The sequence below is a fragment of the Actinomyces sp. HMT 175 genome (genome assembly GCF_016694895.1).
Lineage (GTDB): Bacteria > Actinomycetota > Actinomycetes > Actinomycetales > Actinomycetaceae > Actinomyces > Actinomyces oris.
Genome location: NZ_CP068012.1, coordinates 682,791 through 706,169, shown reverse-complemented (window position 1 = coordinate 706,169; position 23,379 = coordinate 682,791). Strand labels below are relative to the sequence as shown.

Here is a 23,379-nt window from a genome sequence, read left to right as displayed (position 1 = left end):
GCAGATGATGACTCACATCCTGATGCCGGCCACGTCGTCAAGCACGTTGATCGCCGCCGTGCCGTCGCTGCCCTCGCCGGTGGTCCTGGCCTATATCGCCGCCGCGATCCTGTTCATCCTGGCCGCGGCCGGCCTGTCCCGCCATGAGACGGCCGTGGCCGGCAACGTGGCGGGCGCCGTCGGCATGGGAGTTGCGGTGCTGGCCGCCATCGGCCTGGCCCTGAGCAACCACCCCGCACGCGGTGTGCTGCCCACGCTGCTGCTCATCGCCATGGGCCTGGCCCTGGGCTCGGTCATCGGGCTGGTGGTGGCCCGGCGCGTCGCCATGACCGGGATGCCCCAGCTCATCGCCGTGCTCAACGGGCTGGTGGGGCTGGCGGCCGTCCTGGTGGGCTACAACTCCTACGTCTCCCCCGACGCCCTGTCCGCCTCGCTGGGCGCCTTCCACCTGGGTGAGGTCTTCCTGGGCGTGTTCGTCGGCGGGGTGACCTTCACCGGCTCGGTCCTGGCGGCCGCCAAGCTGGCCGGCCGGGTGCCGGGGCGGCCGCTGACGCTGCCGGGCCGCAACCTGCTCAACCTGGGGGCGCTCATCGGCTCCCTGGTCCTCATGGTCGGTTTCATGATGGCGCCGGCCGGCTCCGCCGCGGGCTGGGCCCTCCTGGCGGTGATGACGCTCATCGCGCTGGCGCTGGGGGCGCACCTGGTGCTGGCCATCGGCGGCGGCGACATGCCGGTGGTCGTCTCGATCATGAACTCCTACTCGGGGTGGGCCTCCGCCTTCACCGGCTTCATGGTGGACAACGACCTGCTCATCATCACCGGGGCGCTGGTGGGCTCCTCGGGGGCCTACCTGTCTTACCTCATGTGCCAGGCCATGAACCGCTCCTTCGTCTCGGTGCTGCTGGGCGGCTACGGGACCGACTCCACCAGCGCCGCCTCGAGCGGTTCGGGACAGGAGGGCACGGTGCATGAGACCACTGCCGGCGAGGTGGCCCACCTGCTGCAGTCCGCCCGGCGCGTGGTCATCACCCCCGGCTACGGGATGGCCGTCGCCCAGGCCCAGTACCCGGTGGCCACGCTGACCGAGATGCTGCGCTCGGAGGGCGTGGAGGTCACGTTCGGCATCCACCCGGTGGCGGGCCGCCTGCCCGGGCACATGAACGTGCTGCTGGCCGAGGCGAAGGTCCCCTACGACATCGTCCTGGAGATGGACGAGGTCAACGACTCCTTCGACGAGGTCGATGCCGTCCTCATCATCGGCGCCAACGACACCGTGAACCCGGCCGCGAAGGAGCCGGGCTCCCCGATCGCGGGCATGCCTGTACTGCACGTGTGGGAGGCCAGCCGGGTCATCGTCTTCAAGCGCTCCATGGCGACCGGCTATGCGGGGGTGAACAACCCGCTCTTCTTCCGGGAGAACAGCTCCATGCTGTTCGGCGACGCCAAGGACACGGTCGAGGCCATCATCCGCGCCCTGGAGTAGGAGGGGCGGGCTCAGTCGAGCCGGCCTCCCTCGAGGCACTCGACGCCGTCGACGCCGTCGAGTCCGGAGAGTGCCTCGATGAGGTTGACGGCGGGGCGCTGCCCGTGGAAGCGCATGACGGCGTTCATGGTGCGCCCGTGCTCGCCGCGGGTCACCTCGGTCTCCTCCAGGGTGGCGGTGAAGCCCGATGCGGTGGCGACCTGGAGGATCTCGGGCATGACGGCGCTGCCGATCTCGTAGTCGATGCGCACGGTCACCTCGCCGCGGCGGCGCTGCAGGCGCGAGGTGAGGGGCCCCAGGAACAGGACGACGATGTAGTCCAGCGCGACCGCCGTGGCCGCCAGGGGGATCATGCCCGCCCCGCAGGCCATGCCGATGGCGGCGCTGAGCCAGACGGTCGCGGCGGTGGTCAGGCCCCGGACGGTGTCGTTGTTGACGAAGATGACCCCGGCACCCAGGAAGCCGATACCGGAGACGATCTGCGCGGCCACGCGGCTGGGGTCCACTGCAACATCCGAGCCGGTGATCGGGGCGAAGCCGTAGGCGGACACCAGGGTGAACAGGCACGAGCCCAGTCCCACCAGGACGTGCGTCTTGACGCCGGCGTCCTTGTGGCGCAGGTGGCGCTCGGCGCCCAGCGTCAGGCACAGGACGAAGGTGGCGAGCATCGCGACGACCTGCACCCCCACGTGGTTCAGGCTGAACAGCGTGTCCACACCGACTCCCTTCCGTGTCGTCACCGTGCCTGTCCTGCCGGCCGCCGCCGGCCCCCTGCCGGCCCGCTGCCAGCACAGCGCCGATTCTAAAGGAGCCCCTGGCCGGGCGCGCCTTTGGTGATGTCTCCCCATCGCGGCGCCGCGCAGGCACCGTTTAGCGTGAGCACACCATCTTCCCCCTGTTCCTGAGGCTTGTCAGACGTGTTGCTCTCCCCCTGCGCCGCCCCCGAGGGAGCTGCTCGCGCCGGTCGGCTGCTGGAGCTCAGTGAGCGCCTGGCAGAGTCGGGCCGTCGGGGGGAGGCTCTGGATGCCGCACGGGATGCCTGCCAGGTTCTCCGGAGCCTGGCCCGGCTCAGTCCGGACGTCTACCTGCCCGATCTGGCAGAGGGGCTGTCGGTCATGGCGGACCGCCTGCGCGAGGCCCGCCGCATGCGTGAGGGGGTTGCGGTCTCGCAGGAGACGGTCCGGCTCCGACGGCGCCTGACCCGGTACGACTACGACGCCCACGCCTCCGGGCTGGCGCAGGCTCTGTGCCGCCTCGCCGTCGACATGAGCGCTTCCGGCGATCTGCGTGACGCCCTGGCCAGCGCTCAGGAGTCCGTGGACCTCTACCGGGGCCTGCGCCGGGATGATCCCGTCAACGACGAGACCGGGTTGGCTCAGGCACTGGTCACACTCGCCTGCTGCCTGAGTGAGTCCGGTCGGCCCAGCGACGCCTTCGTCACCGCCCAGCAGGCCCTCACCGTCCGACGGCGTCTGGTCCGGGCTGATCCGGATGTGCACACGCGCCGACTCGCGGCGGACCTGGCCCGTCTGGCTCCCAGACTGCGCACGGTGGGATATGTCGATGAGGCCCTCGAGCTGGCCCGGGAGGCCGTGGGTCTCTACCGCCGCCTCGATGAGGAGGAGATCGGTTCCTGCACCGGCGATCTTGCCGGTGCCCTGGAGGTGCTGGCCGCCTGTGGGGCCGCCGTCGGGCGTCGAACCAAGGCCCTGGAGGCGGCCGAGGAGGCCGCTGCACTCTACCGGGGACTGGCCCGTCGCACGCCGGCGCTCTACTCGCCGAAGGCCGCCCATGCCCTGGGGACACAGGCTCGGCGCCTGAGCGACGTGGGGCGGCACCGTGAGGCACTCGCCGCGGGCGAGCAAGCAGTCAACCTCGCTCGCGCTCTGGCCCACAGTACCCCCGACACCCACCTGCCCGATCTGGCCGACGCCCTCACGGTCCAGGCCGCCTGCCTGCGTGAGGCTGACAGGCTGGACCGCGCTCTGGCTTCGGCACGGGAGGCGGTCAGCATTCGACGCGCACTGGAGCACAGCCGCCCCAGCACTGAGACCCCGGCCCTGGCTGAGTCCCTGTACGTCCTCGCCGTCTACCTGTACACGGCCGGGCAACTGCAGGAGTCCTTCGCGATGGCCTGGGAGGCCATCGACATCTACCGGCAGCTGGTCCGTACCAACCCGGCTCCTCATACCGCCGACCTGGCTCGGGCGCTCAATATCCTCACCTTGAACCTCAGCCGGGCCGGGCGTGCGCACGAGGCCCTGGCCGCGGTGCAGGAGGCGGTCACCTTCTACCGGAGCCTGGCTCAGGTCGATCCGGCCGCCTACAAGCCGGACCTGGCGGCCTGCCTGCACAACCTGGCCACGTGCCTGAGTGACGTCGGGGACCGCTCCGCTGCCTTGGCCGCAATCCGGGAGACGGCGGCCATCCGACGAGAACTGGCCGAGCGCGATCCGGCGACGCACGCCCCGGCGCTGGCCCCGTGCCTGCACCGGCTCACCAAGCGCCTGGCCGAGGCCGGTCACCGAGGCGAGGCCCTGGAGACCGCACGGGAGGCGGTCGCCCTCTACCGGAGCCTGGCCCGCAGGCGCCCGGAGGACTTCAGCCGGGGGCTCGCCGGCGCGCTGCGAACCTATGCGTCAGTCCTCGAGTGGGCGGGCAGGGAGGCCGACGCCGCCCGCATCCGCCAGGAGAGCGAGGCCATGACAGAGGACAAGGCCTTGGAGGACTCCATCAGGGGATTCTGAGGGGCGGCGCCGGCCCGGCAGTGCCACGGTGCGGGCGGGCGAGTGCGACACGCAAAGCCGGGCGGATCGGGAACTGCGATCTGCGCCCAGGACGTACTTCTCCCCCACACGACTGCGGCCCGTCCCCAGTGATCTGGAGGACGTCGCAGTTCTCGTCGGCGAAGTACGTCCCCGATCGCGATGTCCGACGCACACGGTCCCGATCTACCGGCCTGCCCTGAACTTCCCGCTTGCCTCGTCAGCCCCACCCCATCGCGGCATACCTGGGTGGTCGTCGTCTACTAGTGCGGGGAGTCAGCACGGGCAGGCCGCATCCTCCTCTGGTGCGTGCCAGGCCCCGGCCAGTGCCGATGCCGTCGGCCAGCATCTTCCGCCACACACAGGGAGGGCCGGTCACCATCAGGTGACCGGCCCTCCCCGGAGTTTTGACTCAGAGCGTCGAGCTCTGGCTCACTTCTCGACCTTCTGGGCGGCGGCGCCGCCGGCGGGGGCGAAGCCCGCGGCCTCGGCGTCCTCGGCGCTGGCGAACCAGACCTCGGCGACCGTGGCGTCGTACCAGCGCGAGCCGGGAACGTGGTACTTCATGGAGTCCTCGTTGCCCTTGACCAGGTGGTCGTCGTCGGGAGCGTCGGTGGCGCCCTCCTCGAGACGGACCGCGCCGGCGTACTCGGCCTTGTCAGCCTTGTCAGCCTTGTCGGCCTTCTCCTCAGCCTTCTCGGTCGTGGCCTTCTTCTCGGCCTTGTCCTCGTCGGCGACGGCCTTCTGGGCGGCCTTCTTGGCGGTGGCGACCGCGTCCTCCACGATCTCCTTGCGGGCAACCGGCTCCAGCACCAGGGAGATGACCGCCATGGGGGCGTTGTCGCCCTTGCGGGGGGTCGTCTTGATGATGCGGGTGTAACCGCCCTCGCGGCCCTCGAACTTGGGGGCGAGCTCCTCGAAGAGGCGGTAGACGGCGTACTTGTCCGTCACCTTCTTCAGCACGGTGCGGCGGGCGTGCAGGTCACCGCGCTTGCCCTTGGTGATGAGCTTCTCGACGTAGGGACGCAGGCGACGAGCGCGAGCCTCCGTGGTCTTGATCGACTCGTGAACGATGAGCTGCGTGGCCAGGTTGGCGAGCAGGTGACGCTCGTGCTGGGCGCTGCCGCCCAGACGGGGACCCTTAGTGGGGCGAGGCATGGTTGTCTCCTAGGTGAATAACGAGCCGGCTCAGGCCTGGGTCTCGTCGCTGAACGTGGGGTTGGCGTAGTCGTCGTCCGAGACGTAGTCGACCGGGGAGCCCTTGAGGGAGAGCCCCAGCTCGGCCAGCTTGTCCTTGATCTCGGAGATGGACTTGGCGCCGAAGTTACGGATGTCGAGCAGGTCGGCCTCGCTGCGCGAGACGAGCTCACCGACGGTGTGGATGCCCTCGCGCTTGAGGGCGTTGGAGGAGCGGGCCTGCAGGTCGAGCTCGTCGATCATGAGGGCCAGGTCCTGCTGGAAGGCCTCGTCGATCGGCGAGGGGCCGACCTCGATGCCCTCGGCCTCGACGTTGAGCTCACGGGCCAGGCCGAAGAGCTCCACGAGCGTCTTACCGGCCGAGGCCAGGGCGTCACGCGGGGTGATGGAGGACTTGGTCTCGACGTCGACGATGAGACGGTCGAAGTCGGTGCGCTGCTCCACACGGGTGGCCTCGACGGAGTAGGAGACCTTCTTGACCGGCGAGTAGATCGAGTCCACCGGGATGCGGGAGATCTCCGCGTTGGGGTCCTTGTTCTGGTTGGCGGAGACGTAGCCGCGGCCGCGCTCGACCGTCAGCTCGATCTCCAGCTTGCCCTTCTCGTTGAGAGTGGCGATGACCAGATCGGGGTTGTGGATCTCGACGCCGGCCGGCGGGGTGATGTCACCGGCAGTGACCTCGCTCGGACCGGACTTGCGCAGGTACATGACGACCGGCTCGTCGTTCTCCGAGGACAGGACGATCTCCTTGATGTTGAGGATGATCTGGGCGACATCCTCCTTGACCCCGGGGATCGTGCGGAACTCGTGGGGCACCCCGTCAATGCGGACGCTGGTCACGGCCGCCCCCGGGATGGAGGACAGCAGCGTGCGGCGCAGGGAGTTGCCGAGCGTGTAGCCGAAGCCGGGCTCGAGGGGCTCGAGCACGAAGCGCGAGCGGCGGTCCTCGACCACGACCTCCTCGGTGAGCGTGGGTCGCTGTGCAATGAGCACGTGGTTTCCTTTCGTCGCGGCGCCCGCTATATGACGCCGTTCCTCATGGGTGGAGCAGCCGGCCCGACCGGGCCGGCCCTACTCCGCGTCCCGCCGTGGGGGCGGAACGTGGTGAGACGACGACGCAGCAACCGGCTGCGCCGTCGTCCCTTAAAGCTCAGACGCGACGGCGCTTGGGCGGGCGGCAGCCGTTGAAGGCCTGGGGGGTGACGTCGGTGATCGAGCCGACCTCGAGGCCGGCGGCCTGGAGGGAGCGGATCGCGGTCTCGCGGCCGGAGCCGGGACCCTTGACGAAGACGTCAACCTTCTTCATGCCGTGCTCCTGGGCGCGCCGGGCGGCGGCCTCGGCGGCGAGCTGGGCGGCGTAGGGGGTCGACTTGCGCGAGCCCTTGAAGCCGACCTGTCCGGAGGAGCACCAGGCGATGACGGCGCCCTGCGGGTCCGTCAGCGAGACGATGGTGTTGTTGAAGGTGGACTTGATGTAGGCGTGACCGTGGGTAACGTTCTTGCGGTCCTTGCGGCGCGTCTTGCGCGCGGCGGCGCGGGTCTTGGGAGGCATTCTTCCTTCTTCGTGATGAGGTCGTCACTGCGCCCTGCGCTGGGCGGGGCGCGAGCTGCTGCTTACTTGGCCTTCTTCTTACCGGCCACGGTGCGCTTGGGGCCCTTGCGGGTACGCGCGTTGGTCTTGGTGCGCTGACCGTGCACCGGCAGGTGGCGGCGGTGGCGCAGGCCCTGGTAGCAGCCGATCTCGATCTTGCGGCGGATGTCCGCCTGAACCTCACGACGCAGGTCACCCTCAACCTGGTAGTTGCCGTCGATGTGGGTGCGGAGCTTGACCAGCTCCTCCTCGGTGAGGTCCTTGACGCGGGTGTCAGGGTTGACGCCCGTCGCCTTCAGGGTCTCGTCCGCGCGGGTGCGTCCGATCCCGAAGATGTAGGTGAGTGCGATCTCGACTCGCTTCTCGCGAGGCAGGTCGACACCGGAAATGCGTGCCACGGTGTGGTTCTCCTGTGTGCTCCCGGAGGTCGTCACCCATCTCCTCCACCTCGCCTGGTGGCCCCGGCCTCCGAGAACCGGGGGTTGCGGACCCGCGGTGCGGGTGCGCTGGGATGGGTGCTGGAAAGGGCCGTCCAGGTCTCTGGGCGGCCCGGCGCCGGGGACTCAGCCCTGACGCTGCTTGTGCCGCGGGTTCTCGCAGATGACCATGACGCGGCCGTGGCGACGAATCACCTTGCAGCTGTCACAGATCTTCTTGACGCTCGGCTTGACCTTCATGATGTTCCTCCGCCGGCTCTGAGAGCCGACATGTCACTTGTACCGGTAGACGATTCGGCCGCGGGACAGGTCGTAGGGGCTCAGCTCCACGACCACCCGGTCCTCGGGGAGGATGCGGATGTAGTGCTGCCGCATCTTTCCGGAGATGTGCGCGAGCACGACGTGCCCGTTGCTCAGCTCCACCCGGAACATCGCGTTCGGAAGGGCCTCGACGACCGATCCCTCGACCTCGATGACTCCGTCCTTCTTAGCCATGTTCCTCCATCGGTGCTTTCTCGCTCGAGTTCACCCCGACGACGTCGCCGCCGGGCAGCCGCGGTCGCCGTTGCGCAGGCCCACCGCGGGCGGGTCCCCGTTGCCAGGGTCGTGAATGCGGTATGAGGGCATGCGTCATCGACGGACGCGCGTCCAGCGGATAACTTTACGGCAGACGGCCCAGGCTCCACCATGCCAGATGGCGCGATCACGCGGTGTTTCCTGACACACCGCAGGCGCGTGCGTCGTCGAGGACGCACCCCCGCAGCAGTTCCCGCATCAGCGACTCAGCCCAGCGCCTTGGGCTCGATGCCGTAGGGGGCCAGGCCCTCGGCTCCGCCGTCGGGCGCGGTGAGGACCCAGACACCGCCGGGGACGATGGCCACGGTGTGCTCCCACTGGGCGGCGTGGGAGCCGTCTCGGGTGACGACGGTCCAGCCGTCGTCGAGCTCGCGGGTGGCCGGGCTGCCAGCGGTGAGCATGGGCTCGATGGCCAGCACCATGCCGGGGCGCAGGCGGGGGCCGCGCCGTTTGACGGAGTAGTTGAGGACGTCGGGGGCCATGTGCATGCTCGTGCCAATGCCGTGGCCGACGTACTCCTGAAGGATCCCCAGCTCGTGGCCCTCCCGCTCGGTCACGTCCGCGACAACGGTCTCGACGGCGTCGCCGACCGCGTTGAGGCACAGCTGGCGCCCCCGCCCCTCCCCCGCTGCGGCGCGGGCGACGGCGGCAATGGCCTCCCACAGGGCCTGTCGGGTGGTGGTGTCCACGAGCCGGTCGGTCTCGCTCAGGTAGTTACCGCCGACGACAGTGGTGAAGGCGGCGTCGCCGTGCCACTGGGTGCCGTCCTCGTCGACGATGTAGGCGCCGCAGTCGAAGGTGACCAGGTCGCCGTCGGCCAGGACCCGTTCACCGGGGATGCCGTGGACAACCTCCTCGTTGACCGAGATGCACACGGTGGCCGGGTAGTCGTAGTAGCCCAGGAAGTTGGAGTGAGCGCCGGCGGCCTTGATGACGCCGGCCGAGACGGCGTCGAGCTCGGCGGTGGTGATGCCGGCGCGCACCGCCTCGCGCAGGGCGGCGTGGATGTCAGCGACGACGAGCCCGGCCCGGCGCATGAGACGAACCTGCTCTGGCGTCTTGATCTGGATCTGTTCGCGTGAGAGCACGGGTGCCTCCTGGGGTCGTGTGTAGCGGGCTGGGCCTGGGGCGGTTCCGGCTCCCCCGTCAGGGACGGGGACGGGCCGGAGCATGCGCAGGCGGGTCGTCCGCGTAAGCAGACGACCCGCCGGTGAGCGTGGGCTTCAGGAGCCGGTGATACCGCGGGAGGCGAGGGCCTCCATGATGCGGCCGGTGACGACGTCGATCTCGCCCATACCGTCGACCTGAACCAGCAGGTCGCGCTCGGCGTAGAGGTCGGCCAGCGGCGCCGTGGACTCGGCGTAGACCTCGAGGCGGCGGCGGATGACCGGCTCGGTGTCGTCGGCCCGCCCCTGCTCGCCGGCCCGCTTGAGCAGGCGGGCGACGACGGCCTCAGCGTCGGCGGTAATCTCGACGACGACGTCGAGGGCCAGGCCGGAGGCCTTCAGCATGGAGTCGAGCTCTCCGACCTGGGCCGTGGTGCGCGGGTAGCCGTCCAGGAGGAATCCGTTCTCGCAGTCGGCCTGGGCGATGCGGTCGGCCACCATGGCGTTGGTGATGGAGTCGGGGACGTACTCGCCCTTGTCCATGTAGGCCTTGGCCTGGGTGCCGAGCTCGGTGGCACCGGCGACGTTGGCGCGGAAGATGTCTCCGGTGGAGATGGCCGGGATGCTCAGGCGCTCGGCGATCCGGGCGGCCTGGGTGCCCTTACCCGCTCCGGGGGGACCGAGAAGAACCATGCGTGCACTCATGACAAGAACCCTTCGTAGTGACGCTGCTGCAGCTGGGAGTTGACTTCCTTGACGGTCTGAAGGCCCACACCCACCATGATGAGGATAGTGGTTCCACCGAAGGGCAGGTGCTGAGCCAGGTCCAGCCAGATGACGGCGAGCGTCGGGATGAGGGCGAGGACCACCAGGTAGATGGAGCCCGCCGTCGTGATGCGGTTGATGACGTAGGACAGGTAGCGCACGGTGGGCTCACCGGCGCGGATGCCGGGGATGAAGCCGCCGTAGCGCTTCATGTTGTCCGCGATCTCCTCGGCGTCGAAGGTGATGGCCGTGTAGAAGAAGGCGAAGAAGAGGATGAGGACGCCGTAGGCAGTCAGGTAGATCGGGCTCGTCTGCTGCAGGTTCGTCATGATCCACTGCACCCACTTGCTCGTCTGGTTGCCGAAGCCGGCGATGAGCTGGGGCATGGCCAGGATCGAGGAGGCGAAGATGACGGGGATGACCCCGGCGGTGTTGATCTTGACCGGGATGTAGGTGGTCGATCCGCCGTACTGGCGGCGCCCGATCATCCGCTTGGCGTACTGCACGGGGATGCGCCGCTGGGCCTGCTCGATGTACACCACCGCCAGGGTGGCCAGGAGGACGACGGCCACGATGATGGCGAAGTTGGCCGCGCCGTTGTTGCCTCCGGCGATGGAGAACATGTTGGAGGGGAACTGGGCCACGATGGAGGTGAAGATGAGCAGCGACATGCCGTTGCCGATGCCGCGCTCGGTGATGAGCTCACCCAGCCACATGATGAGGCCGGTGCCGGCGGTCATGGTGATGATGATGAGCAGCGGGGTGACGATCGAGTCGCCGGCGATGATGTGCTGGGCCCTGGCGCACCCCTGGAAGAGCTGACCGCTCTTGGCCGTGGCCACGATGGTGCTGGACTGCAGCAGTCCCAGGCCGATGGTGAGGTAGCGGGTGTACTCGGTGAGTTTGGCGGTGCCCGCCTGCCCCTCCTTGTGGAGCTCCTCGAAGCGGGGGATGACGACCCGCAGGAGCTGGATGATGATGGAGGCGGTGATGTAGGGCATGATGCCCAGCGCGAAGACGCTCAGCTGGAGCAGCGCACCACCGGAGAAGACGTTGACCAGGCTGAGGAGGTTCTGGTCCTTGCCGGCCTCCCCGATGCAGTACTTGGCGTTGGCCAGGTTGACGCCGGGCGCCGGCAGGATCGACCCGAGCCGGAACAGGGCCATGATGCCGAGGGTGAAGAGCAGCTTCGCCCTGAGGTCTGGCGTTCTGAACGCCTGAGTGAACGCGCTGAGCACTCGATCTCCTGTGGACTCGGGGGTGGGTTCGGCCTTGCGGGCAGCAAGGCGGAGCGCAGGGGAACTGCGCCCGGCCCAGACTACCCCGCCGAGCTCGCCACCTGGGCGCTGAGATGGGCTTGCAACGTGGCTGGGGTGCGGGTTTTCTCACGTCTCGTCCCGGTGCGGTGGCCCGGGGTGATCCAAGGCACCCGGCCACAGGTGCGCAGGAGCCGCCGTGCGGTGCGACGCCCGCGCGCGACAGACCCCGGCGGCCCAGGTTTACCTGGACCGCCGGGGTCTGTGATGTCGCTTCTCGTCAGGGCTGCGCCGTCGGGGTGTCACCCGTGCCGGGCTCGGCCCGACGACGTTCAGCGCGTGGCGATGGTGCCGCCGGCGGCCTCGATCTTCTCCTTGGCGGAGCCGGACCAGGCGTCGACCGTGAGCGTCAGGGCCACGGTGACGTCGCCGCCGCCGAGAACCTTGACGAGCTGGTTCTTGCGAACCGCACCCTTGGCGACGAGGTCCTCCACGGTCACCGTGCCGCCCTCGGGGAACAGCTCGGCGATGCGGCCGACGTTGACGGGCTGGAACTCGACCCGGTTGGGGTTGCGGAAGCCGCGCAGCTTGGGAAGACGCATGTGCAGCGGCATCTGGCCACCCTCGAAACCAGGACGGACCTGGTAACGAGCCTTGGTGCCCTTGGTACCGCGACCGGCGGTCTTACCCTTGGACGCCTCACCACGACCCACGCGGGTCTTGGCCTTCTTGGCGCCGGGGGCGGGACGCAGGTGGTGCAGCTTGACGACGCGCACCTTCTCCTCCTGCGTGTTCTCGGTGTCAGCCATCTCAGACCTCCTCAACGGTGACCAGGTGGTGCACCGTGGCAATCAGGCCGCGCACGCTGGGGCTGTCCTCGCGCACGACGGACTGGCGGATCTTGCGCAGACCCAGGGTCTTGAGGGACTCGCGCTGGCGGTGGGTGCCCCCGATGCCAGAACGGACCTGAGTGACCTTGAGCTGCTTGGTCATCTGCTTCGACGCGGTCTCAGCCATCACGCACCCACTCCTTCAGCGGCCTTCTCGGCCTCCTGCTTCTCAGCCTGAGCGCGCTTGTCGGCCTCGCCCTCGGCGCGGGCCCGCAGCATGGACTGCGGGGCGACGTCCTCCAGGGGCAGGCCACGGCGGGCCGCAACGGCCTCGGGCTGCTCCAGCTGCTTGAGGGCGTCCACCGTGGCGTGCACGATGTTGATCGCGTTGGAGGAGCCCAGCGACTTGGACAGGATGTCGTGGACACCGGCGCAGTCCAGCACGGCGCGCACCGGACCGCCGGCGATAACACCGGTACCGGGGGACGCCGGGCGCAGGAGGACGACTCCGGCGGAGTCCTCACCCTGGACCAGGTGCGGGATGGTGCGGCGGATCATCGGGACGTGGAAGAAGTTCTTCTTCGCGATCTCGACGGCCTTGGCGATGGCGGAGGGAACTTCCTTCGCCTTGCCGTAGCCCACGCCGACGGTGCCCTCACCGTCACCGACGACCACGAGAGCCGTGAAGGTGAAGCGGCGGCCGCCCTTGACGACCTTGGACACGCGGTTGATGGTGACGACGCGCTCGATGTACTTGTCGTCATTGCCGCGACCACGGTCGCGGCGGTCGTTGTTGCGGTCGCGGCGGCCGCGGCCCTCGCCCCGGCGCTCGTCGTTCTCGCGCTGGGCCGAGCCGTCGGACGACGCGGACCTGTCTCGCTGCGGTGCAGCCATCAGATGTTCCTCTGCTTTCTCGTCGTCTTAGTGCTCACAGCTTCAGGCCGCCCTCACGGGCGCCCTCGGCGACGGCCGCGACACGGCCGTGGTACTTGTTGCCGCCGCGGTCGAACACGACTGCCTCGATACCCAGTGCCTTGGCCCGCTCGGCGATGAGCTCGCCGACCTTGTGGGCGGCGCCCACCTTGTGGCCCTCGACGCCCTTGGCGGCCTCCTCCAGGGTGGAGGCGGCGCACAGGGTGTGGCCGATGGTGTCGTCCACGACCTGAGCCACCATGTGGCGGTTGGACCGGGTGACCACCAGACGGGGACGCTCGGGCGTGCCGGAGATGTGCTTGCGCACGCGCTGGTGACGGATCTTGCGGGCGATGGCGCGGGGGTTGCCCTTGCCCCTCTTGATCGAGTAAGCCATGGTCACTTACCAGCCTTTCCGACCTTGCGGCGCACGTTCTCGCCGGCGTAGCGCACGCCCTTGCCCTTGTAGGGCTCCGGCGGACGGATCTTGCGAATGTTCGCCGCGACCTCGCCGACCTGCTCCTTGGAGATACCGGAGACAGTGATCTTCAGGTTGCCGTCGACCGTGAAGGTGATGCCCTCGGGGGGCTCAACGGTCACGGTGTGGGAGAAGCCGAGGGAGAGCTCGATGCCCTGGCCCTTGGCGGCGACGCGGTAACCGGTGCCGACGATCTCGAGCTGCTTGGAGTAGCCCTCGGTGACGCCGATCACCATGTTGTTGATGAGGGTGCGCGACAGTCCGTGCAGCGAGCGCGAGCGGCGCTCGTCGTCGGGGCGCGTGACCAGGATGGAGCCGTCCTCCTGGCGGGTGACGCTCAGGGGCTCGCTGATCGTGCGGGACAGGGTGCCCTTGGGACCCTTGACCGTCACGTCCTGGCCGTCGATGGTGACGTCCACTCCGGCAGGAACCGGAACGGGGAGCCGTCCAATACGAGACATGGTTTTCCTCCGTTCCTTCTCTTACCAGACGTAGGCGAGGACTTCGCCGCCCACGCCACGCGACTCGGCCTGCTTGTCGGTCAGGAGGCCGGAGGAGGTGGACAGGATCGCCACTCCCAGGCCGCCGAGGACCTTGGGCAGGTTGGTGGACTTGGCGTAGACGCGCAGGCCGGGCTTGGAGATCCGGCGCAGGCCCTGGATGGCCCGCTGGCGGTTGGCTCCGTACTTGAGGCTCAGCGTGAGCGTCTTGCCGACCTCGGCGTCCGTGACCTCGTAGCCGGCGATGTAGCCCTCGGCCTTGAGCATCTCAGCGATGTTCACCTTGAGCTTGCTCGACGGCATCGACACGGTGTCGTGGTAGGCGCTGTTTGCGTTGCGCAGACGGGTCAGCATGTCTGCGATGGGGTCTGTCATTGTCATGAGTGGGCCTTAGCCCTTCCTCGTCGTGGTTTCCTCAGCGGACCTGCGACGTAAGTTCTTACCAGCTGGACTTGCTCACGCCCGGGAGCTCGCCGCGAAGGGCCATCTCACGCAGGCAGATACGGCACAGGCCGAACTTGCGGTAGACCGAGTGCGGGCGGCCGCAGCGCTGGCAGCGCGTGTAGGCACGGACACCGAACTTGGGCTTGCGGTTCGCCTTCTCAATCAGTGCGGTCTTCGCCATCTCACTTCTCCTTGAAGGGGAAGCCGAGCTGCTTGAGCAGCGAGCGGGCCTCCTCGTCGGTCTTGGCCGTGGTCACCACGGTGATGTCCATGCCGCGGACGCGGTCGATCTGGTCCTGGTCGATCTCGTGGAAGACAGCCTGCTCGGTCAGACCGAAGGTGTAGTTGCCGTTCCCGTCGAACTGCTTGGGGCTCAGACCGCGGAAGTCGCGGATACGGGGCAGCGAGATCGAGACCAGACGGTCCAGGAACTCCCACATGCGGTCGCCGCGCAGCGTGGAGTGCGCGCCGATCGGCATACCCTCACGCAGCTTGAACTGCGCGATGGACTTGCGGGCCCGGGTGACCTGGGGCTTCTGGCCGGTGATGGCGGCGAGGTCGCGCACGGCGCCCTCGATCATCTTGGAGTCGTGGGCGGCCTCGCCCACACCCATGTTGACGACGACCTTGACGACGCGCCCGACCTCCATCACGTTGCCGTGCTGGAACTCCTTGAGCAGGGCGGGGCGCACCTCCTCGGCGTACTTCGTCTTGAGACGGGGGGTGGTCTTCTCAGCCATGGTCACAGGTCCTCCCCGCTCTTCTTGGCGTAACGCACGCGGACGGTGCGCTTGCGGCCGTCGGGACGCACGCCCTCCTCGACGCGGAAGCCCACGCGGGTGCGCTTCTTCGTCTTGGGGTCGACGAGCATGACGTTGGAGGCGTGGATGGGCGCCTCAACGGTCTCGATGCCGCCGGTGCGGGCGCCCTGCTGGGACTGCCCCACCTTGGTGTGCTTGGTCACGCGCTGGACGCCCTCGACGATGACACGGTCAGTGCCCTTGAGGACCTCCAGAACGCGACCGGTCTTGCCCTTGTCCTTACCGGCGATGACGATGACCTGGTCGCCCTTCTTGATGCGTGCCATGTTCAGATCACCTCCGGGGCGAGCGAGACGATGCGCATGAACTTCTTCTCACGAAGCTCACGGCCGACGGGTCCGAAAATGCGCGTACCGCGCGGCTCCCCATCGTTCTTGAGGATGACGGCGGCGTTCTCGTCGAAGCGGATGTATGAGCCGTCGGGACGACGACGCTCCTTGCGGGCACGCACGACGACGGCCTTGACGACCTCGCCCTTCTTCACGTTGCCGCCGGGAATGGCGTCCTTGACGGTGGCGACGATCGTGTCGCCGATACCCGCATAGCGCCGACCCGATCCACCGAGAACACGGATGCAAAGGATCTCCTTGGCACCGGTGTTGTCGGCGACCTTCAGTCGCGACTCCTGCTGGATCATTGAGTGTTCTCCTGTCGTCGAGCCGGTTCTCAGGAAGCTCCTGAGCCTGGCCGAACGTTCTTCTGGTCTTGCACACGTCTCCCCCGGCCGCAGGCCGCACGATGCTGACCCAGGGATAGGGGATTCCCGCGGTACGTTGTCCCGACAGACACAGGCGCAGACTGCACGAGGTCTCTGCCGGGCGCACCGAGGGCGCGCGCAACTCCATTAGCCTAGTCCAGCCGCCGCATCACGCGGAACCTGAGATGACCAGCCCGCCCTGTGCCTTTGCTCACCGGCTTTTCCCGGACCTCCGACGCCGGCGCTCGAAGCACCCGGTCGGCCCATCGACCCCTGGTCGAGGACGTACCGGCCCGCCGAGGACTGCGTTGCCCTCCAGACGACTGGGGTGCGACCGTCGCCCTGTGGAGGTCAAGGACGTCCCCGTCGCACACCGCAGTCCCCGATCCGCCTACTTGACTGTCGGCCGTGGTCCGCAGCCGGCCCTGGCCCGGGCCTTTTCAGAACCGCCTCTACTCCACGAGGGTCGGGATCTCCTGGCCAAGGGTTGTGCACACTGCACGAAGGCCCCATCTACCCGCAGTACACCCCATCCTCCTCCAGTAGTGCCCGACCCTCGTGGAGTACTACGCGGTCCGGCACCGGCGCCGCACCGCAAGGCTGCTCACATCCCGTGGGGCCGCCGCCCCTGAGAACCTCGCCGTCAACAACGCCGACGCCGCAGCCTCCCGGGTGGGATGCTGCGGCGTCGGGGGCCGGCTCGACCGAGTCGAGGGCGGCGTTCAGCCGAGGGTCACTTGGCGCGCTCGAGGATCTCCAGGAGGCGGAAGTGCTTGGTGGCGCTCAGCGGGCGGGTCTCCATGATGGAGACGAGATCGCCAACACCGGCCTCGTTGTTCTCGTCGTGGACCTTGACCTTCTTGGAGCGACGGAGGACCTTGCCGTACAGGGAGTGCTTGTAGCGCTCCTCGACGAGGACGACAACCGTCTTGTCCATCTTGTCGGAGACGACGTAGCCGCGACGCACCTTGCGCTGGGGGCGCTCGGTGGACTGCTCGACGTTCTCAGTGCTGGTCTGCTCGCTCACTTGGACTCCTCCGTGCTCGGGGCGGTGCGAATACCGAGCTCACGCTCGCGCACGATCGTGTAGATGCGGGCGATGTCGCGACGCACAGCCTTGAGACGTCCGTGGTCCTCGAGCTGGCCGGTCGCCGAGGCGAACCGGAGGTTGAACAGCTCGGCCTTGGCCTTGGAGAGCTCCTCGGAGAGGCGCTCGTTGTCCATGCCGTCGAGGTCGGCGGGGGTCAGGCCCTTGGAACCGATTGCCATCAGACGTCACCACCCTCACGAGTCACGAAACGGGTCTTCATCGGAAGCTTGTGCTGTGCGCGGCGCATGGCCTCGCGGGCGAGGGCCTCGTCGACACCGCCGAGCTCGAACAGGATGCGTCCGGGCTTGACGTTGGCGATCCACCACTCGGGTGCACCCTTACCGGAACCCATACGGGTCTCGGCGGGCTTCTTGGTCAGGGGGCGGTCCGGGAAGATGTTGATCCACACCTTGCCGCCACGCTTGATGTGGCGGGTCATGGCGATACGGGCCGCCTCGATCTGGCGGTTGGTGATGTAGGCGGGCTCGAGGGCCTGGATGCCGTACTCACCGAAGGCGATCTGGTTGCCGCCCTTGGAAAGGCCCGTGCGGTGCGGGCGGTGCTGCTTGCGGAACTTGGTCCGGCGGGGGATGAGCACGGCTCAGGCCTCCGTTCCCTGGTCTGCGGCAGCGGTCTCGGCGGCCGGCGTCTGCTCGGCTGCCTGCTGCTGCTCGGTGTTCTGACGCGAACCGCGCTCACCGCGGTCGCCACGACGGCCGCCGCGGCGCTCGCCCCGGCCCCGGCCACGGGAGCCGGACTCGGCCTGCTGGCGGGCGAACTCGCGCTCGGTGATGTCGCCCTTGTAGATCCACACCTTGACGCCGAGGCGGCCGAAGGTGGTCTTGGCCTCGTAGAAGCCGTAGTCGATGTTCGCGCGCAGGGTGTGCAGCGGCACGCGTCCCTCGCGGTAGAACTCGCTGCGGCTCATCTCGGCGCCGCCCAGGCGGCCGGAGCACTGCACCCGGATGCCCTTGGCGCCGGCGCGCATCGCTGACTGCATGCCCTTGCGCATGGCGCGACGGAAGGACACGCGGGAGGCGAGCTGCTCGGCGATGCCCTGGGCGACCAGCTGGGCGTCCAGGTCGGGGCTCTTGACCTCGAGGATGTTGAGCTGGACCTGCTTGCCGGTCAGCTTCTCGAGCTGACCGCGCAGGCGCTCGGCCTCGGCCCCACGGCGACCAATGACGATGCCGGGACGGGCGGTGTGCAGGTCGACGCGCACGCGGTCACGGGTGCGCTCGATGTCGACCTTGGAGATTCCGGCCCGCTCCATGCCGTCCTCCATGAGGCGGCGGATCTTGACATCCTCCTCCACGAAGTCGCGGTAACGCTGACCGGGCTTGGTGGAGTCGGCGAACCAGCGCGAGCGGTGGTCCGTGGTGATGCCCAGGCGGAACCCGGTCGGGTTGACCTTCTGCCCCATTACCGGGCTCCTTCCTTCGTTGCGGCGTCGGACTTGTCCCCGACGATGACGGTGATGTGGCTGGTCCGCTTGAGGATCCTGCTGGCCCGACCCTGCGCACGGGGACGGAACCGCTTCAGGGTGGGACCCTCGTCGGCGAACGCCTCGATGATGAACAGGTCGTTCTCGTCGAAACGCTCACCGTCACGCTCAGCCTTGAACCGGGCGTTGGCGATTGCGGACTCGAGGACCTTGCGCACCGGCACCGCAGCGGCCTGCGGGGCGAATCGGAGCACGTTGACGGCCTCGACGGCGCGCTTGCCGCGGACGACATCCACGACCCGGCGCGCCTTCATCGGCGTGCAGCGCACGTACTTGGCCTGCGCCTTGGCTTCCATGTTCTCTGCCTCTCAAACTTTCCGACGTCCGTCAGCGACGCGACTTGCGGTCGTCCTTGACGTGCCCGCGGAAGGTGCGGGTCGGAGCGAACTCACCGAGCTTGTGGCCCACCATGGACTCGGTAACGAAGACCGGCACGTGCTTGCGACCGTCGTGGACGGCGAAGGTGTGCCCCAGGAAGTCCGGCGTGATGACCGAACGGCGGGACCAGGTCTTAATGACGTTCTTGGTGCCCTTCTCGTTCTGAGCGTCCACCTTCTTAAGGAGGTGGTCGTCGACGAAGGGACCCTTCTTCAGACTACGCGGCATGATTCAGGCTCCTATCAGCGCTTCTTGCCGGTCCGACGACGACGCACGATGAGGCGGTCGCTGGACTTGTTGGGACGGCGGGTGCGGCCCTCGGGCTTGCCCCACGGCGAGACGGGGTGACGACCACCGGAGGTCTTGCCCTCACCACCACCGTGCGGGTGGTCCACCGGGTTCATGACGACACCGCGGACGGTCGGGCGCACGCCCTTCCAGCGCATACGGCCGGCCTTGCCCCAGTTGATGTTGGACTGCTCGGCGTTGCCGACCTCGCCGATGGTGGCGCGGCAGGCGGCCTCCACGTTGCGGATCTCCCCGGAGGGCATGCGCAGCTGCGCGTACTTGCCCTCCTTGGCGACCAGCTGGACGGAGGTGCCGGCGCTGCGAGCGATCTTGGCCCCGCCACCGGGACGCAGCTCGACCGCGTGGACGACCGTACCGGTGGGGATGTGACGCAGCTGCAGGTTGTTGCCGGGCTTGATGTCGGCGCTGGGGCCGGCCTCGACGACGTCGCCCTGACGGAGCTTGTTCGGGGCGATGATGTAGCGCTTCTCGCCATCCATGTAGTGCAGCAGGGCGATGCGCGCGGTGCGGTTGGGGTCGTACTCGATGTGAGCGACCTTCGCGGGCACGCCGTCCTTGTCGTGACGACGGAAGTCGATGAGACGGTAGGCGCGCTTGTGGCCACCACCCTTGTGGCGGGTGGTGATACGACCGGAGGAGTTACGTCCACCGGACTTGCTCAGCGGGCGCACCAGCGACTTCTCGGGCGTGCTGCGCGTGATCTCCACGAAGTCGGCCACGGAGGAGCCGCGACGACCCGGGGTCGTGGGCTTGTACTTACGGATTCCCATATCGATCCTTTACCTTCCGTGGCGCACTAGGCCACATCACCGAAGATGTCGATGGTCCCCTCGCGCAGGGTGACGATCGCACGGCGGGTGTCCTTGGACTTGCCGATCCCGGTGCGGGTGCGGTGCGTCTTGCCCTTGCGGTTGATGGTGTTCACCGAGGAGACCTTGACATCGAAGATGGCCTCAACGGCCTGCTTGATCTCGGTCTTGTTGGATCCCGGCGCCACGATGAACGTGTACTGGCCACGGTCCATGCAGGCGTAGGACTTCTCGGAGACCACCGGCGCGATGATGACGTCGCGGGGGTTCTTGGACTTCTCGAGGCTCACTTGGACTCCTCCTCACCCTTGCCCAGGAACGCGTCCAGGCCAGAGGCCGTGAAGACGACGTCGTCGGACTTGAGGACGTCGTAGGTGTTGAGCTGGTCGGCCCACAGGACGTGCGCCTCGGGGGCGTTGCGCAGGCTGAGCCTGGACAGGTCGTCCTGACGGTCCACAATCACCAGGGCCTTACGGTCGGTGAGGTTGCGCAGCGCGACCAGGGCGTTCTTGGTGGAGGGCACCGTGGTGGTGACGAACTCGGTGATGACGTGGACGCGGCCGTTGCGGGCGCGGTCGGACAGGGCGCTGCGCAGGGCGGCGGCCTTCATCTTCTTGGGGGTCCGCTGGGTGTAGTCGCGCGGCTGCGGGCCGTGGACGGTGCCACCGCCGACGAACTGCGGGGCGCGGGTCGAGCCCTGGCGGGCGCGGCCGGTGCCCTTCTGGCGGTAGGGCTTGCGACCACCGCCGCGGACGTCGCCGCGGGTCTTGGTGGCGTGGGTGCCCTGGCGGGCCGCGGCCAGCTGGCCGACGACCACCTGGTGCATGAGCGGAATGTTGAGGGGGGCGTCGAAGACCTCGGCGGGCAGCTCGACGCTGCCGGTCTTCTTGCCCGCGGAGTCGACGACGTCGACGGTGAGTGCCTCAGTCATGGTCTCAGGCTCCCTTCACGGCGGTGCGGACGACGACGACCGAGCCCTTGGGGCCGGGGATCGCGCCGTTGACGAGCAGAACGCCCTTGTCAACGTCGATGCCGCGGATCTTGAGGTTCTGGACGGTGCGGCGCGCGTGGCCCATACGACCGGCCATGCGCAGGCCCTTGAAGATGCGCCCGGGGGTGGCGCAGGCGCCGATGGAGCCGGGCTTGCGGTGGTTGCGGTGAGCACCGTGGGAGGCGCCCACACCGGCGAAGCCGTGGCGCTTCATGACACCGGCGAACCCCTTACCCTTGGAGGTCCCGGTGACGTCGACCAGCTGGCCGACCTCGAAGGTGTCAGCGGCCAGCTCCTGGCCGGGGGTGAACTCCGACGCCAGGGAGGTGCGGATCTCCGCCACGTGGCGGCGGGGCTCGACCCCGGCCTTGGCGAAGTGGCCGGCGAGCGGCTTGGTGACCTTGCTGACGTCGATGTCGCCGAAGGCGAGCTGAACGGCCTCGTAGCCATCGGTCTCGATGGTGCGGACCTGGGTCACGACGTTGGTGTCGACCCGGACGACGGTCACAGGGCGCAGGACCCCGTTCTCGTCCCAGATCTGCGTCATGCCGAGCTTGGTGCCGAGCAGCGCCTTGGCAGGCGCGGCGGCAGCCGGCGTGTTAAGCGTTGTCATGGCAGTCCTCAGAGCTTGATCTCGATGTTGACGTCAGCGGGCAGGTCGAGACGCATGAGCGAGTCGACGGCCTTGGGCGTCGGGTCGACGATGTCGATCAGCCGCTTGTGCGTGCGCATCTCGAAGTGCTCGCGGCTGTCCTTGTCCTTGTGCGGCGACCGGATCACGCAGAACACGTTCTTCTCGGTCGGCAGCGGCACCGGGCCCACGACCGTCGCGCCAGCGCGGGTCACGACGTCGACGATCTTGCGCGCCGAGGAGTCGATGACCTCGTGGTCGTAGGACTTGAGCCGGATGCGGATCTTCTGTCCCGCCATGGCGCCTAACCTCTCTTGTACTTGCTTCTGGCCGGTCCACGCGCTCGGGCGTGTCGCTTCAGGACGCGCGCCGCTCCCGTGGTGGGAGGCGGTGAACCGGTCTGGACACACGGAAACCCGTTCAGGAGGAACGGGTCCGTCAGTATGAATCCCGGGGCGATCCCGGGGCGGCACAACCAGGGGCACGCATGTGCACGCCCTTGGCCGGCCGGATTACGTTATCAGGGCCCGCGCGGGCAGCGGAACCCAGGATCGGGCCTAGAGGCTGTGAGTCCGCCCACTGGCCCCCGCGCTCGGGCGTGTCGCGTCCAGTACCGGGATCTCCGCGGTATCGATGAGCTCCTGGTTATCCCATTGTCCCGACGGCGCCGACAGCGACGCGATCTCCTCCAGGAGCGCCAGGTTCTCCATCTCGGAGGGCTGGGGAGGGACCGGAAGGTCGGTGAACCACCGTTGGGGCTCGACACCGGCGTCGTCATCCATCCAGATCCGCATCTGCTCCGCCCAGGTCTGGGGGCGCGGCTCCTCCTGCGCAGCACGGGCCCTGGCCAGGGCCCGCTCCTTGGCCCGCGCCGCCGCGTAGCCCGAGCGCCACAGGTACAGCCCGATGACAATGAGCCCCGCGGCCAGACCCACGGCCCACCAGGGGAAGTGGGGAACGTCGGGGCGCTTGCCCGCCGCCGCGAGGTCCTTGGCAGGGGTCGGGTAGATGCGCTCGCCGGTCAGCAGGATGCGGTGGGTGTTGATGCCCAGGGGCGTGCAGGTCACCAGGGTGAGCAGGTCCTTGCCCTCCTCGACGCGCAGAGCCTCGGTCTCCTCGGGCTCGACGACCTTGGTGCTGGTGACCCGGTAGGTGAGGACCTCTCCGAAGACCTCGACGATGAGGCTGTCACCGGTCTTGACCTTGTCCAAGTTGGTGAACATGGTGGCCTCGGCCAGACCTCGGTGCCCGGTGATGACCGAGCGGGTCCCCTCTCCCCCGACCGGCAACGAGGTGCCCTCCAGGTGCCCCAGGCCCTTGAGCAGGGTGTCGTCGGCCGTGCCGTGGTAGACGGGCAGGTCCAGGGAGATGGAGGGGATCTTGAGACGGGCCATGAGGCCCTCGTTATTGGCCTTGAGGATGTTGGCGTACTGCAGGGAGCTGTCCTTGCTCGAGCCGGCACCGGTGGGGACGTGGTTGTTGGCCTCCAGGACCGCCCCAGCCGAAAGCGCGTCGTTGTAGGCGTGCGCCTGCTCGACCTGGGTCTTGGCATCGGGACGAGCCCCATCGACCTGGGCGGAGTAGTCGGCAGTCACCTTCGACTGGTTGTACTGGGAGACCCAGGAGGCCGCCGTCGGATAGGTCAGCAGCCCCATGCCCACCACCGCCATGATGGAGGTGACCAGGGCGGAGACCGACAGGCGCCAGGCCCGGGGACGACGATGCTTCTGGAGGCTCGAGGCGCGGGTGCGCGGAGTCCGGGCGGTGCGGGGTGTGCGTGCTTTGCGAGAGATCATGGGGGCCTCGTGC

The 23,379-nt window shown here is 68.4% G+C and carries 34 protein-coding genes; 2 read left to right on the top strand and 32 right to left on the bottom strand.

Translation table 11 applies throughout. The features are described from left to right. The first annotated feature begins 4 nt into the window (after positions 1 to 4). Complete coding sequence (locus JJJ14_RS03010) at positions 5 to 1,483, top strand: NAD(P)(+) transhydrogenase (Re/Si-specific) subunit beta (protein WP_201444644.1); 1,479 nt, start codon at positions 5 to 7, stop codon at positions 1,481 to 1,483. A gap of 11 nt (positions 1,484 to 1,494) precedes the next feature. On the opposite strand, the gene JJJ14_RS03005 is transcribed toward JJJ14_RS03010, so the two are convergent. Continuing rightward, complete coding sequence (locus tag JJJ14_RS03005; protein WP_003789333.1) at positions 1,495 to 2,223, bottom strand: MgtC/SapB family protein; 729 nt, start codon at positions 2,221 to 2,223, stop codon at positions 1,495 to 1,497. A gap of 177 nt (positions 2,224 to 2,400) precedes the next feature. Between JJJ14_RS03005 and JJJ14_RS03000 the strand changes: the two genes are divergently transcribed. Further along, the gene (locus JJJ14_RS03000; protein ID WP_201444643.1) at positions 2,401 to 4,230 is read left to right on the top strand and encodes a tetratricopeptide repeat protein; all 1,830 of its coding nucleotides are present in this window, start codon (positions 2,401 to 2,403) and stop codon (positions 4,228 to 4,230) included. A gap of 450 nt (positions 4,231 to 4,680) precedes the next feature. On the opposite strand, the gene rplQ is transcribed toward JJJ14_RS03000, so the two are convergent. The 31 genes from rplQ to JJJ14_RS02845 form a co-directional block, all read right to left on the bottom strand. Continuing rightward, complete coding sequence (gene rplQ, locus JJJ14_RS02995) at positions 4,681 to 5,406, bottom strand: 50S ribosomal protein L17, sunset domain variant (RefSeq protein ID WP_141406395.1); 726 nt, start codon at positions 5,404 to 5,406, stop codon at positions 4,681 to 4,683. Between the two features lie 30 nt (positions 5,407 to 5,436). Then, on the bottom strand, positions 5,437 to 6,438 hold the full coding sequence (locus JJJ14_RS02990; RefSeq protein ID WP_003789324.1) for a DNA-directed RNA polymerase subunit alpha: 1,002 nt from the start codon (positions 6,436 to 6,438) through the stop codon (positions 5,437 to 5,439). Positions 6,439 to 6,595: 157 nt separating this feature from the next. Then, the gene (gene rpsK / locus JJJ14_RS02985) at positions 6,596 to 6,997 is read right to left on the bottom strand and encodes a 30S ribosomal protein S11 (RefSeq protein WP_003781888.1); all 402 of its coding nucleotides are present in this window, start codon (positions 6,995 to 6,997) and stop codon (positions 6,596 to 6,598) included. Positions 6,998 to 7,059: 62 nt separating this feature from the next. Next, positions 7,060 to 7,434, bottom strand: coding sequence for a 30S ribosomal protein S13 (gene rpsM / locus JJJ14_RS02980; protein ID WP_010614542.1), 375 nt, complete (start codon positions 7,432 to 7,434; stop codon positions 7,060 to 7,062). A 165-nt stretch (positions 7,435 to 7,599) separates the two neighbouring features. Next, on the bottom strand, positions 7,600 to 7,713 hold the full coding sequence (gene rpmJ / locus JJJ14_RS02975) for a 50S ribosomal protein L36 (RefSeq protein WP_003781903.1): 114 nt from the start codon (positions 7,711 to 7,713) through the stop codon (positions 7,600 to 7,602). Between the two features lie 33 nt (positions 7,714 to 7,746). Beyond that, positions 7,747 to 7,968: a translation initiation factor IF-1 gene (gene infA, locus JJJ14_RS02970; RefSeq protein WP_003781847.1), complete on the bottom strand. Its 222-nt coding sequence runs from the start codon at positions 7,966 to 7,968 to the stop codon at positions 7,747 to 7,749. A gap of 287 nt (positions 7,969 to 8,255) precedes the next feature. After that, positions 8,256 to 9,137, bottom strand: coding sequence for a type I methionyl aminopeptidase (gene map, locus JJJ14_RS02965; protein WP_101559488.1), 882 nt, complete (start codon positions 9,135 to 9,137; stop codon positions 8,256 to 8,258). Between the two features lie 135 nt (positions 9,138 to 9,272). Beyond that, the gene (locus tag JJJ14_RS02960; protein WP_180806247.1) at positions 9,273 to 9,860 is read right to left on the bottom strand and encodes an adenylate kinase; all 588 of its coding nucleotides are present in this window, start codon (positions 9,858 to 9,860) and stop codon (positions 9,273 to 9,275) included. Beyond that, positions 9,857 to 11,158: a preprotein translocase subunit SecY gene (gene secY / locus JJJ14_RS02955; RefSeq protein ID WP_101559490.1), complete on the bottom strand. Its 1,302-nt coding sequence runs from the start codon at positions 11,156 to 11,158 to the stop codon at positions 9,857 to 9,859. Before secY ends, JJJ14_RS02960 begins: the two co-directional genes overlap by 4 nt. Positions 11,159 to 11,508: 350 nt before the next feature. Continuing rightward, positions 11,509 to 11,985, bottom strand: a complete 477-nt coding sequence (rplO, locus tag JJJ14_RS02950) for a 50S ribosomal protein L15 (RefSeq protein ID WP_003789315.1) — start codon at positions 11,983 to 11,985, stop codon at positions 11,509 to 11,511. A gap of 1 nt (position 11,986) precedes the next feature. Next, entirely contained in the window at positions 11,987 to 12,193 is a 207-nt protein-coding gene (rpmD, locus tag JJJ14_RS02945; RefSeq protein ID WP_070511660.1) for a 50S ribosomal protein L30, read from the bottom strand. Beyond that, entirely contained in the window at positions 12,193 to 12,900 is a 708-nt protein-coding gene (gene rpsE, locus JJJ14_RS02940) for a 30S ribosomal protein S5 (protein ID WP_003789310.1), read from the bottom strand. The genes rpmD and rpsE overlap by 1 nt, the downstream gene beginning before the upstream one ends. A gap of 34 nt (positions 12,901 to 12,934) precedes the next feature. Continuing rightward, positions 12,935 to 13,315, bottom strand: a complete 381-nt coding sequence (rplR, locus tag JJJ14_RS02935) for a 50S ribosomal protein L18 (RefSeq protein WP_003789309.1) — start codon at positions 13,313 to 13,315, stop codon at positions 12,935 to 12,937. A 2-nt stretch (positions 13,316 to 13,317) separates the two neighbouring features. Beyond that, positions 13,318 to 13,857 (bottom strand): 50S ribosomal protein L6, encoded by a 540-nt coding sequence (gene rplF / locus JJJ14_RS02930; RefSeq protein WP_003781878.1) that lies wholly within the window; start codon positions 13,855 to 13,857, stop codon positions 13,318 to 13,320. A gap of 21 nt (positions 13,858 to 13,878) precedes the next feature. Then, positions 13,879 to 14,277 carry a 30S ribosomal protein S8 gene (gene rpsH, locus JJJ14_RS02925; RefSeq protein ID WP_003789305.1) on the bottom strand — a complete coding sequence of 133 codons (399 nt, stop codon included), beginning with the start codon at positions 14,275 to 14,277 and terminating at the stop codon, positions 13,879 to 13,881. Between the two features lie 58 nt (positions 14,278 to 14,335). Then, positions 14,336 to 14,521, bottom strand: coding sequence for a type Z 30S ribosomal protein S14 (locus JJJ14_RS02920; protein ID WP_003781856.1), 186 nt, complete (start codon positions 14,519 to 14,521; stop codon positions 14,336 to 14,338). Between the two features lies 1 nt (position 14,522). Next, positions 14,523 to 15,080 carry a 50S ribosomal protein L5 gene (gene rplE, locus JJJ14_RS02915; RefSeq protein WP_043537565.1) on the bottom strand — a complete coding sequence of 186 codons (558 nt, stop codon included), beginning with the start codon at positions 15,078 to 15,080 and terminating at the stop codon, positions 14,523 to 14,525. Between the two features lie 2 nt (positions 15,081 to 15,082). Next, complete coding sequence (gene rplX, locus JJJ14_RS02910) at positions 15,083 to 15,427, bottom strand: 50S ribosomal protein L24 (protein ID WP_003781892.1); 345 nt, start codon at positions 15,425 to 15,427, stop codon at positions 15,083 to 15,085. A 2-nt stretch (positions 15,428 to 15,429) separates the two neighbouring features. Beyond that, positions 15,430 to 15,798, bottom strand: a complete 369-nt coding sequence (gene rplN, locus JJJ14_RS02905) for a 50S ribosomal protein L14 (RefSeq protein WP_003781898.1) — start codon at positions 15,796 to 15,798, stop codon at positions 15,430 to 15,432. A gap of 793 nt (positions 15,799 to 16,591) precedes the next feature. Next, positions 16,592 to 16,885, bottom strand: coding sequence for a 30S ribosomal protein S17 (rpsQ, locus tag JJJ14_RS02900; RefSeq protein WP_003789301.1), 294 nt, complete (start codon positions 16,883 to 16,885; stop codon positions 16,592 to 16,594). After that, on the bottom strand, positions 16,882 to 17,127 hold the full coding sequence (gene rpmC / locus JJJ14_RS02895) for a 50S ribosomal protein L29 (protein ID WP_009403578.1): 246 nt from the start codon (positions 17,125 to 17,127) through the stop codon (positions 16,882 to 16,884). Before rpmC ends, rpsQ begins: the two co-directional genes overlap by 4 nt. Then, positions 17,127 to 17,546 carry a 50S ribosomal protein L16 gene (gene rplP / locus JJJ14_RS02890; protein ID WP_003781881.1) on the bottom strand — a complete coding sequence of 140 codons (420 nt, stop codon included), beginning with the start codon at positions 17,544 to 17,546 and terminating at the stop codon, positions 17,127 to 17,129. The genes rpmC and rplP overlap by 1 nt, the downstream gene beginning before the upstream one ends. 3 nt (positions 17,547 to 17,549) lie before the next feature. Beyond that, positions 17,550 to 18,371: a 30S ribosomal protein S3 gene (rpsC, locus tag JJJ14_RS02885; protein ID WP_003789299.1), complete on the bottom strand. Its 822-nt coding sequence runs from the start codon at positions 18,369 to 18,371 to the stop codon at positions 17,550 to 17,552. After that, positions 18,371 to 18,748 (bottom strand): 50S ribosomal protein L22, encoded by a 378-nt coding sequence (gene rplV, locus JJJ14_RS02880; RefSeq protein WP_003789298.1) that lies wholly within the window; start codon positions 18,746 to 18,748, stop codon positions 18,371 to 18,373. Before rplV ends, rpsC begins: the two co-directional genes overlap by 1 nt. Before the next feature lie 31 nt (positions 18,749 to 18,779). After that, a complete protein-coding gene (gene rpsS, locus JJJ14_RS02875) occupies positions 18,780 to 19,058 on the bottom strand; it encodes a 30S ribosomal protein S19 (protein ID WP_003786073.1) in 279 nt (92 codons plus the stop codon). A gap of 14 nt (positions 19,059 to 19,072) precedes the next feature. Next, positions 19,073 to 19,909: a 50S ribosomal protein L2 gene (rplB, locus tag JJJ14_RS02870; RefSeq protein ID WP_009747234.1), complete on the bottom strand. Its 837-nt coding sequence runs from the start codon at positions 19,907 to 19,909 to the stop codon at positions 19,073 to 19,075. Positions 19,910 to 19,935: 26 nt separating this feature from the next. After that, the gene (gene rplW, locus JJJ14_RS02865; RefSeq protein ID WP_003786064.1) at positions 19,936 to 20,238 is read right to left on the bottom strand and encodes a 50S ribosomal protein L23; all 303 of its coding nucleotides are present in this window, start codon (positions 20,236 to 20,238) and stop codon (positions 19,936 to 19,938) included. Beyond that, positions 20,235 to 20,879 carry a 50S ribosomal protein L4 gene (gene rplD / locus JJJ14_RS02860; RefSeq protein ID WP_009403568.1) on the bottom strand — a complete coding sequence of 215 codons (645 nt, stop codon included), beginning with the start codon at positions 20,877 to 20,879 and terminating at the stop codon, positions 20,235 to 20,237. The genes rplW and rplD overlap by 4 nt, the downstream gene beginning before the upstream one ends. Positions 20,880 to 20,883: 4 nt before the next feature. Next, positions 20,884 to 21,552 (bottom strand): 50S ribosomal protein L3, encoded by a 669-nt coding sequence (gene rplC, locus JJJ14_RS02855; protein ID WP_201444642.1) that lies wholly within the window; start codon positions 21,550 to 21,552, stop codon positions 20,884 to 20,886. 8 nt (positions 21,553 to 21,560) lie between these two features. Continuing rightward, the gene (gene rpsJ, locus JJJ14_RS02850) at positions 21,561 to 21,869 is read right to left on the bottom strand and encodes a 30S ribosomal protein S10 (RefSeq protein ID WP_070511604.1); all 309 of its coding nucleotides are present in this window, start codon (positions 21,867 to 21,869) and stop codon (positions 21,561 to 21,563) included. Between the two features lie 258 nt (positions 21,870 to 22,127). Then, positions 22,128 to 23,366, bottom strand: coding sequence for a class C sortase (locus JJJ14_RS02845; protein ID WP_075374764.1), 1,239 nt, complete (start codon positions 23,364 to 23,366; stop codon positions 22,128 to 22,130). Positions 23,367 to 23,379: the final 13 nt, after the last annotated feature.

Bases quoted from the DNA above. Each gene is read 5' to 3' on its own strand.
- JJJ14_RS03010 (WP_201444644.1), top strand. From the start codon at position 5: ATGATGACTCACATCCTGATGCCGGCCACGTCGTCAAGCACGTTGATC.
- rplQ (WP_141406395.1), bottom strand. From the start codon at position 5,406: ATGCCTCGCCCCACTAAGGGTCCCCGTCTGGGCGGCAGCGCCCAGCAC.
- rpsK (WP_003781888.1), bottom strand. From the start codon at position 6,997: ATGCCTCCCAAGACCCGCGCCGCCGCGCGCAAGACGCGCCGCAAGGAC.
- rpmJ (WP_003781903.1), bottom strand. From the start codon at position 7,713: ATGAAGGTCAAGCCGAGCGTCAAGAAGATCTGTGACAGCTGCAAGGTG.
- infA (WP_003781847.1), bottom strand. From the start codon at position 7,968: ATGGCTAAGAAGGACGGAGTCATCGAGGTCGAGGGATCGGTCGTCGAG.
- JJJ14_RS02960 (WP_180806247.1), bottom strand. From the start codon at position 9,860: ATGAGTGCACGCATGGTTCTTCTCGGTCCCCCCGGAGCGGGTAAGGGC.
- rplO (WP_003789315.1), bottom strand. From the start codon at position 11,985: ATGGCTGACACCGAGAACACGCAGGAGGAGAAGGTGCGCGTCGTCAAG.
- rpmD (WP_070511660.1), bottom strand. From the start codon at position 12,193: ATGGCTGAGACCGCGTCGAAGCAGATGACCAAGCAGCTCAAGGTCACT.
- rpsE (WP_003789310.1), bottom strand. From the start codon at position 12,900: ATGGCTGCACCGCAGCGAGACAGGTCCGCGTCGTCCGACGGCTCGGCC.
- rplR (WP_003789309.1), bottom strand. From the start codon at position 13,315: ATGGCTTACTCGATCAAGAGGGGCAAGGGCAACCCCCGCGCCATCGCC.
- rplF (WP_003781878.1), bottom strand. From the start codon at position 13,857: ATGTCTCGTATTGGACGGCTCCCCGTTCCGGTTCCTGCCGGAGTGGAC.
- rpsH (WP_003789305.1), bottom strand. From the start codon at position 14,277: ATGACAATGACAGACCCCATCGCAGACATGCTGACCCGTCTGCGCAAC.
- JJJ14_RS02920 (WP_003781856.1), bottom strand. From the start codon at position 14,521: ATGGCGAAGACCGCACTGATTGAGAAGGCGAACCGCAAGCCCAAGTTC.
- rplE (WP_043537565.1), bottom strand. From the start codon at position 15,080: ATGGCTGAGAAGACCACCCCCCGTCTCAAGACGAAGTACGCCGAGGAG.
- rplX (WP_003781892.1), bottom strand. From the start codon at position 15,427: ATGGCACGCATCAAGAAGGGCGACCAGGTCATCGTCATCGCCGGTAAG.
- rplN (WP_003781898.1), bottom strand. From the start codon at position 15,798: ATGATCCAGCAGGAGTCGCGACTGAAGGTCGCCGACAACACCGGTGCC.
- rpmC (WP_009403578.1), bottom strand. From the start codon at position 17,127: ATGGCAATCGGTTCCAAGGGCCTGACCCCCGCCGACCTCGACGGCATG.
- rpsC (WP_003789299.1), bottom strand. From the start codon at position 18,371: ATGGGGCAGAAGGTCAACCCGACCGGGTTCCGCCTGGGCATCACCACG.
- rplV (WP_003789298.1), bottom strand. From the start codon at position 18,748: ATGGAAGCCAAGGCGCAGGCCAAGTACGTGCGCTGCACGCCGATGAAG.
- rpsS (WP_003786073.1), bottom strand. From the start codon at position 19,058: ATGCCGCGTAGTCTGAAGAAGGGTCCCTTCGTCGACGACCACCTCCTT.
- rplB (WP_009747234.1), bottom strand. From the start codon at position 19,909: ATGGGAATCCGTAAGTACAAGCCCACGACCCCGGGTCGTCGCGGCTCC.
- rplD (WP_009403568.1), bottom strand. From the start codon at position 20,879: ATGACTGAGGCACTCACCGTCGACGTCGTCGACTCCGCGGGCAAGAAG.
- rplC (WP_201444642.1), bottom strand. From the start codon at position 21,552: ATGACAACGCTTAACACGCCGGCTGCCGCCGCGCCTGCCAAGGCGCTG.
- rpsJ (WP_070511604.1), bottom strand. From the start codon at position 21,869: ATGGCGGGACAGAAGATCCGCATCCGGCTCAAGTCCTACGACCACGAG.
- JJJ14_RS02845 (WP_075374764.1), bottom strand. From the start codon at position 23,366: ATGATCTCTCGCAAAGCACGCACACCCCGCACCGCCCGGACTCCGCGC.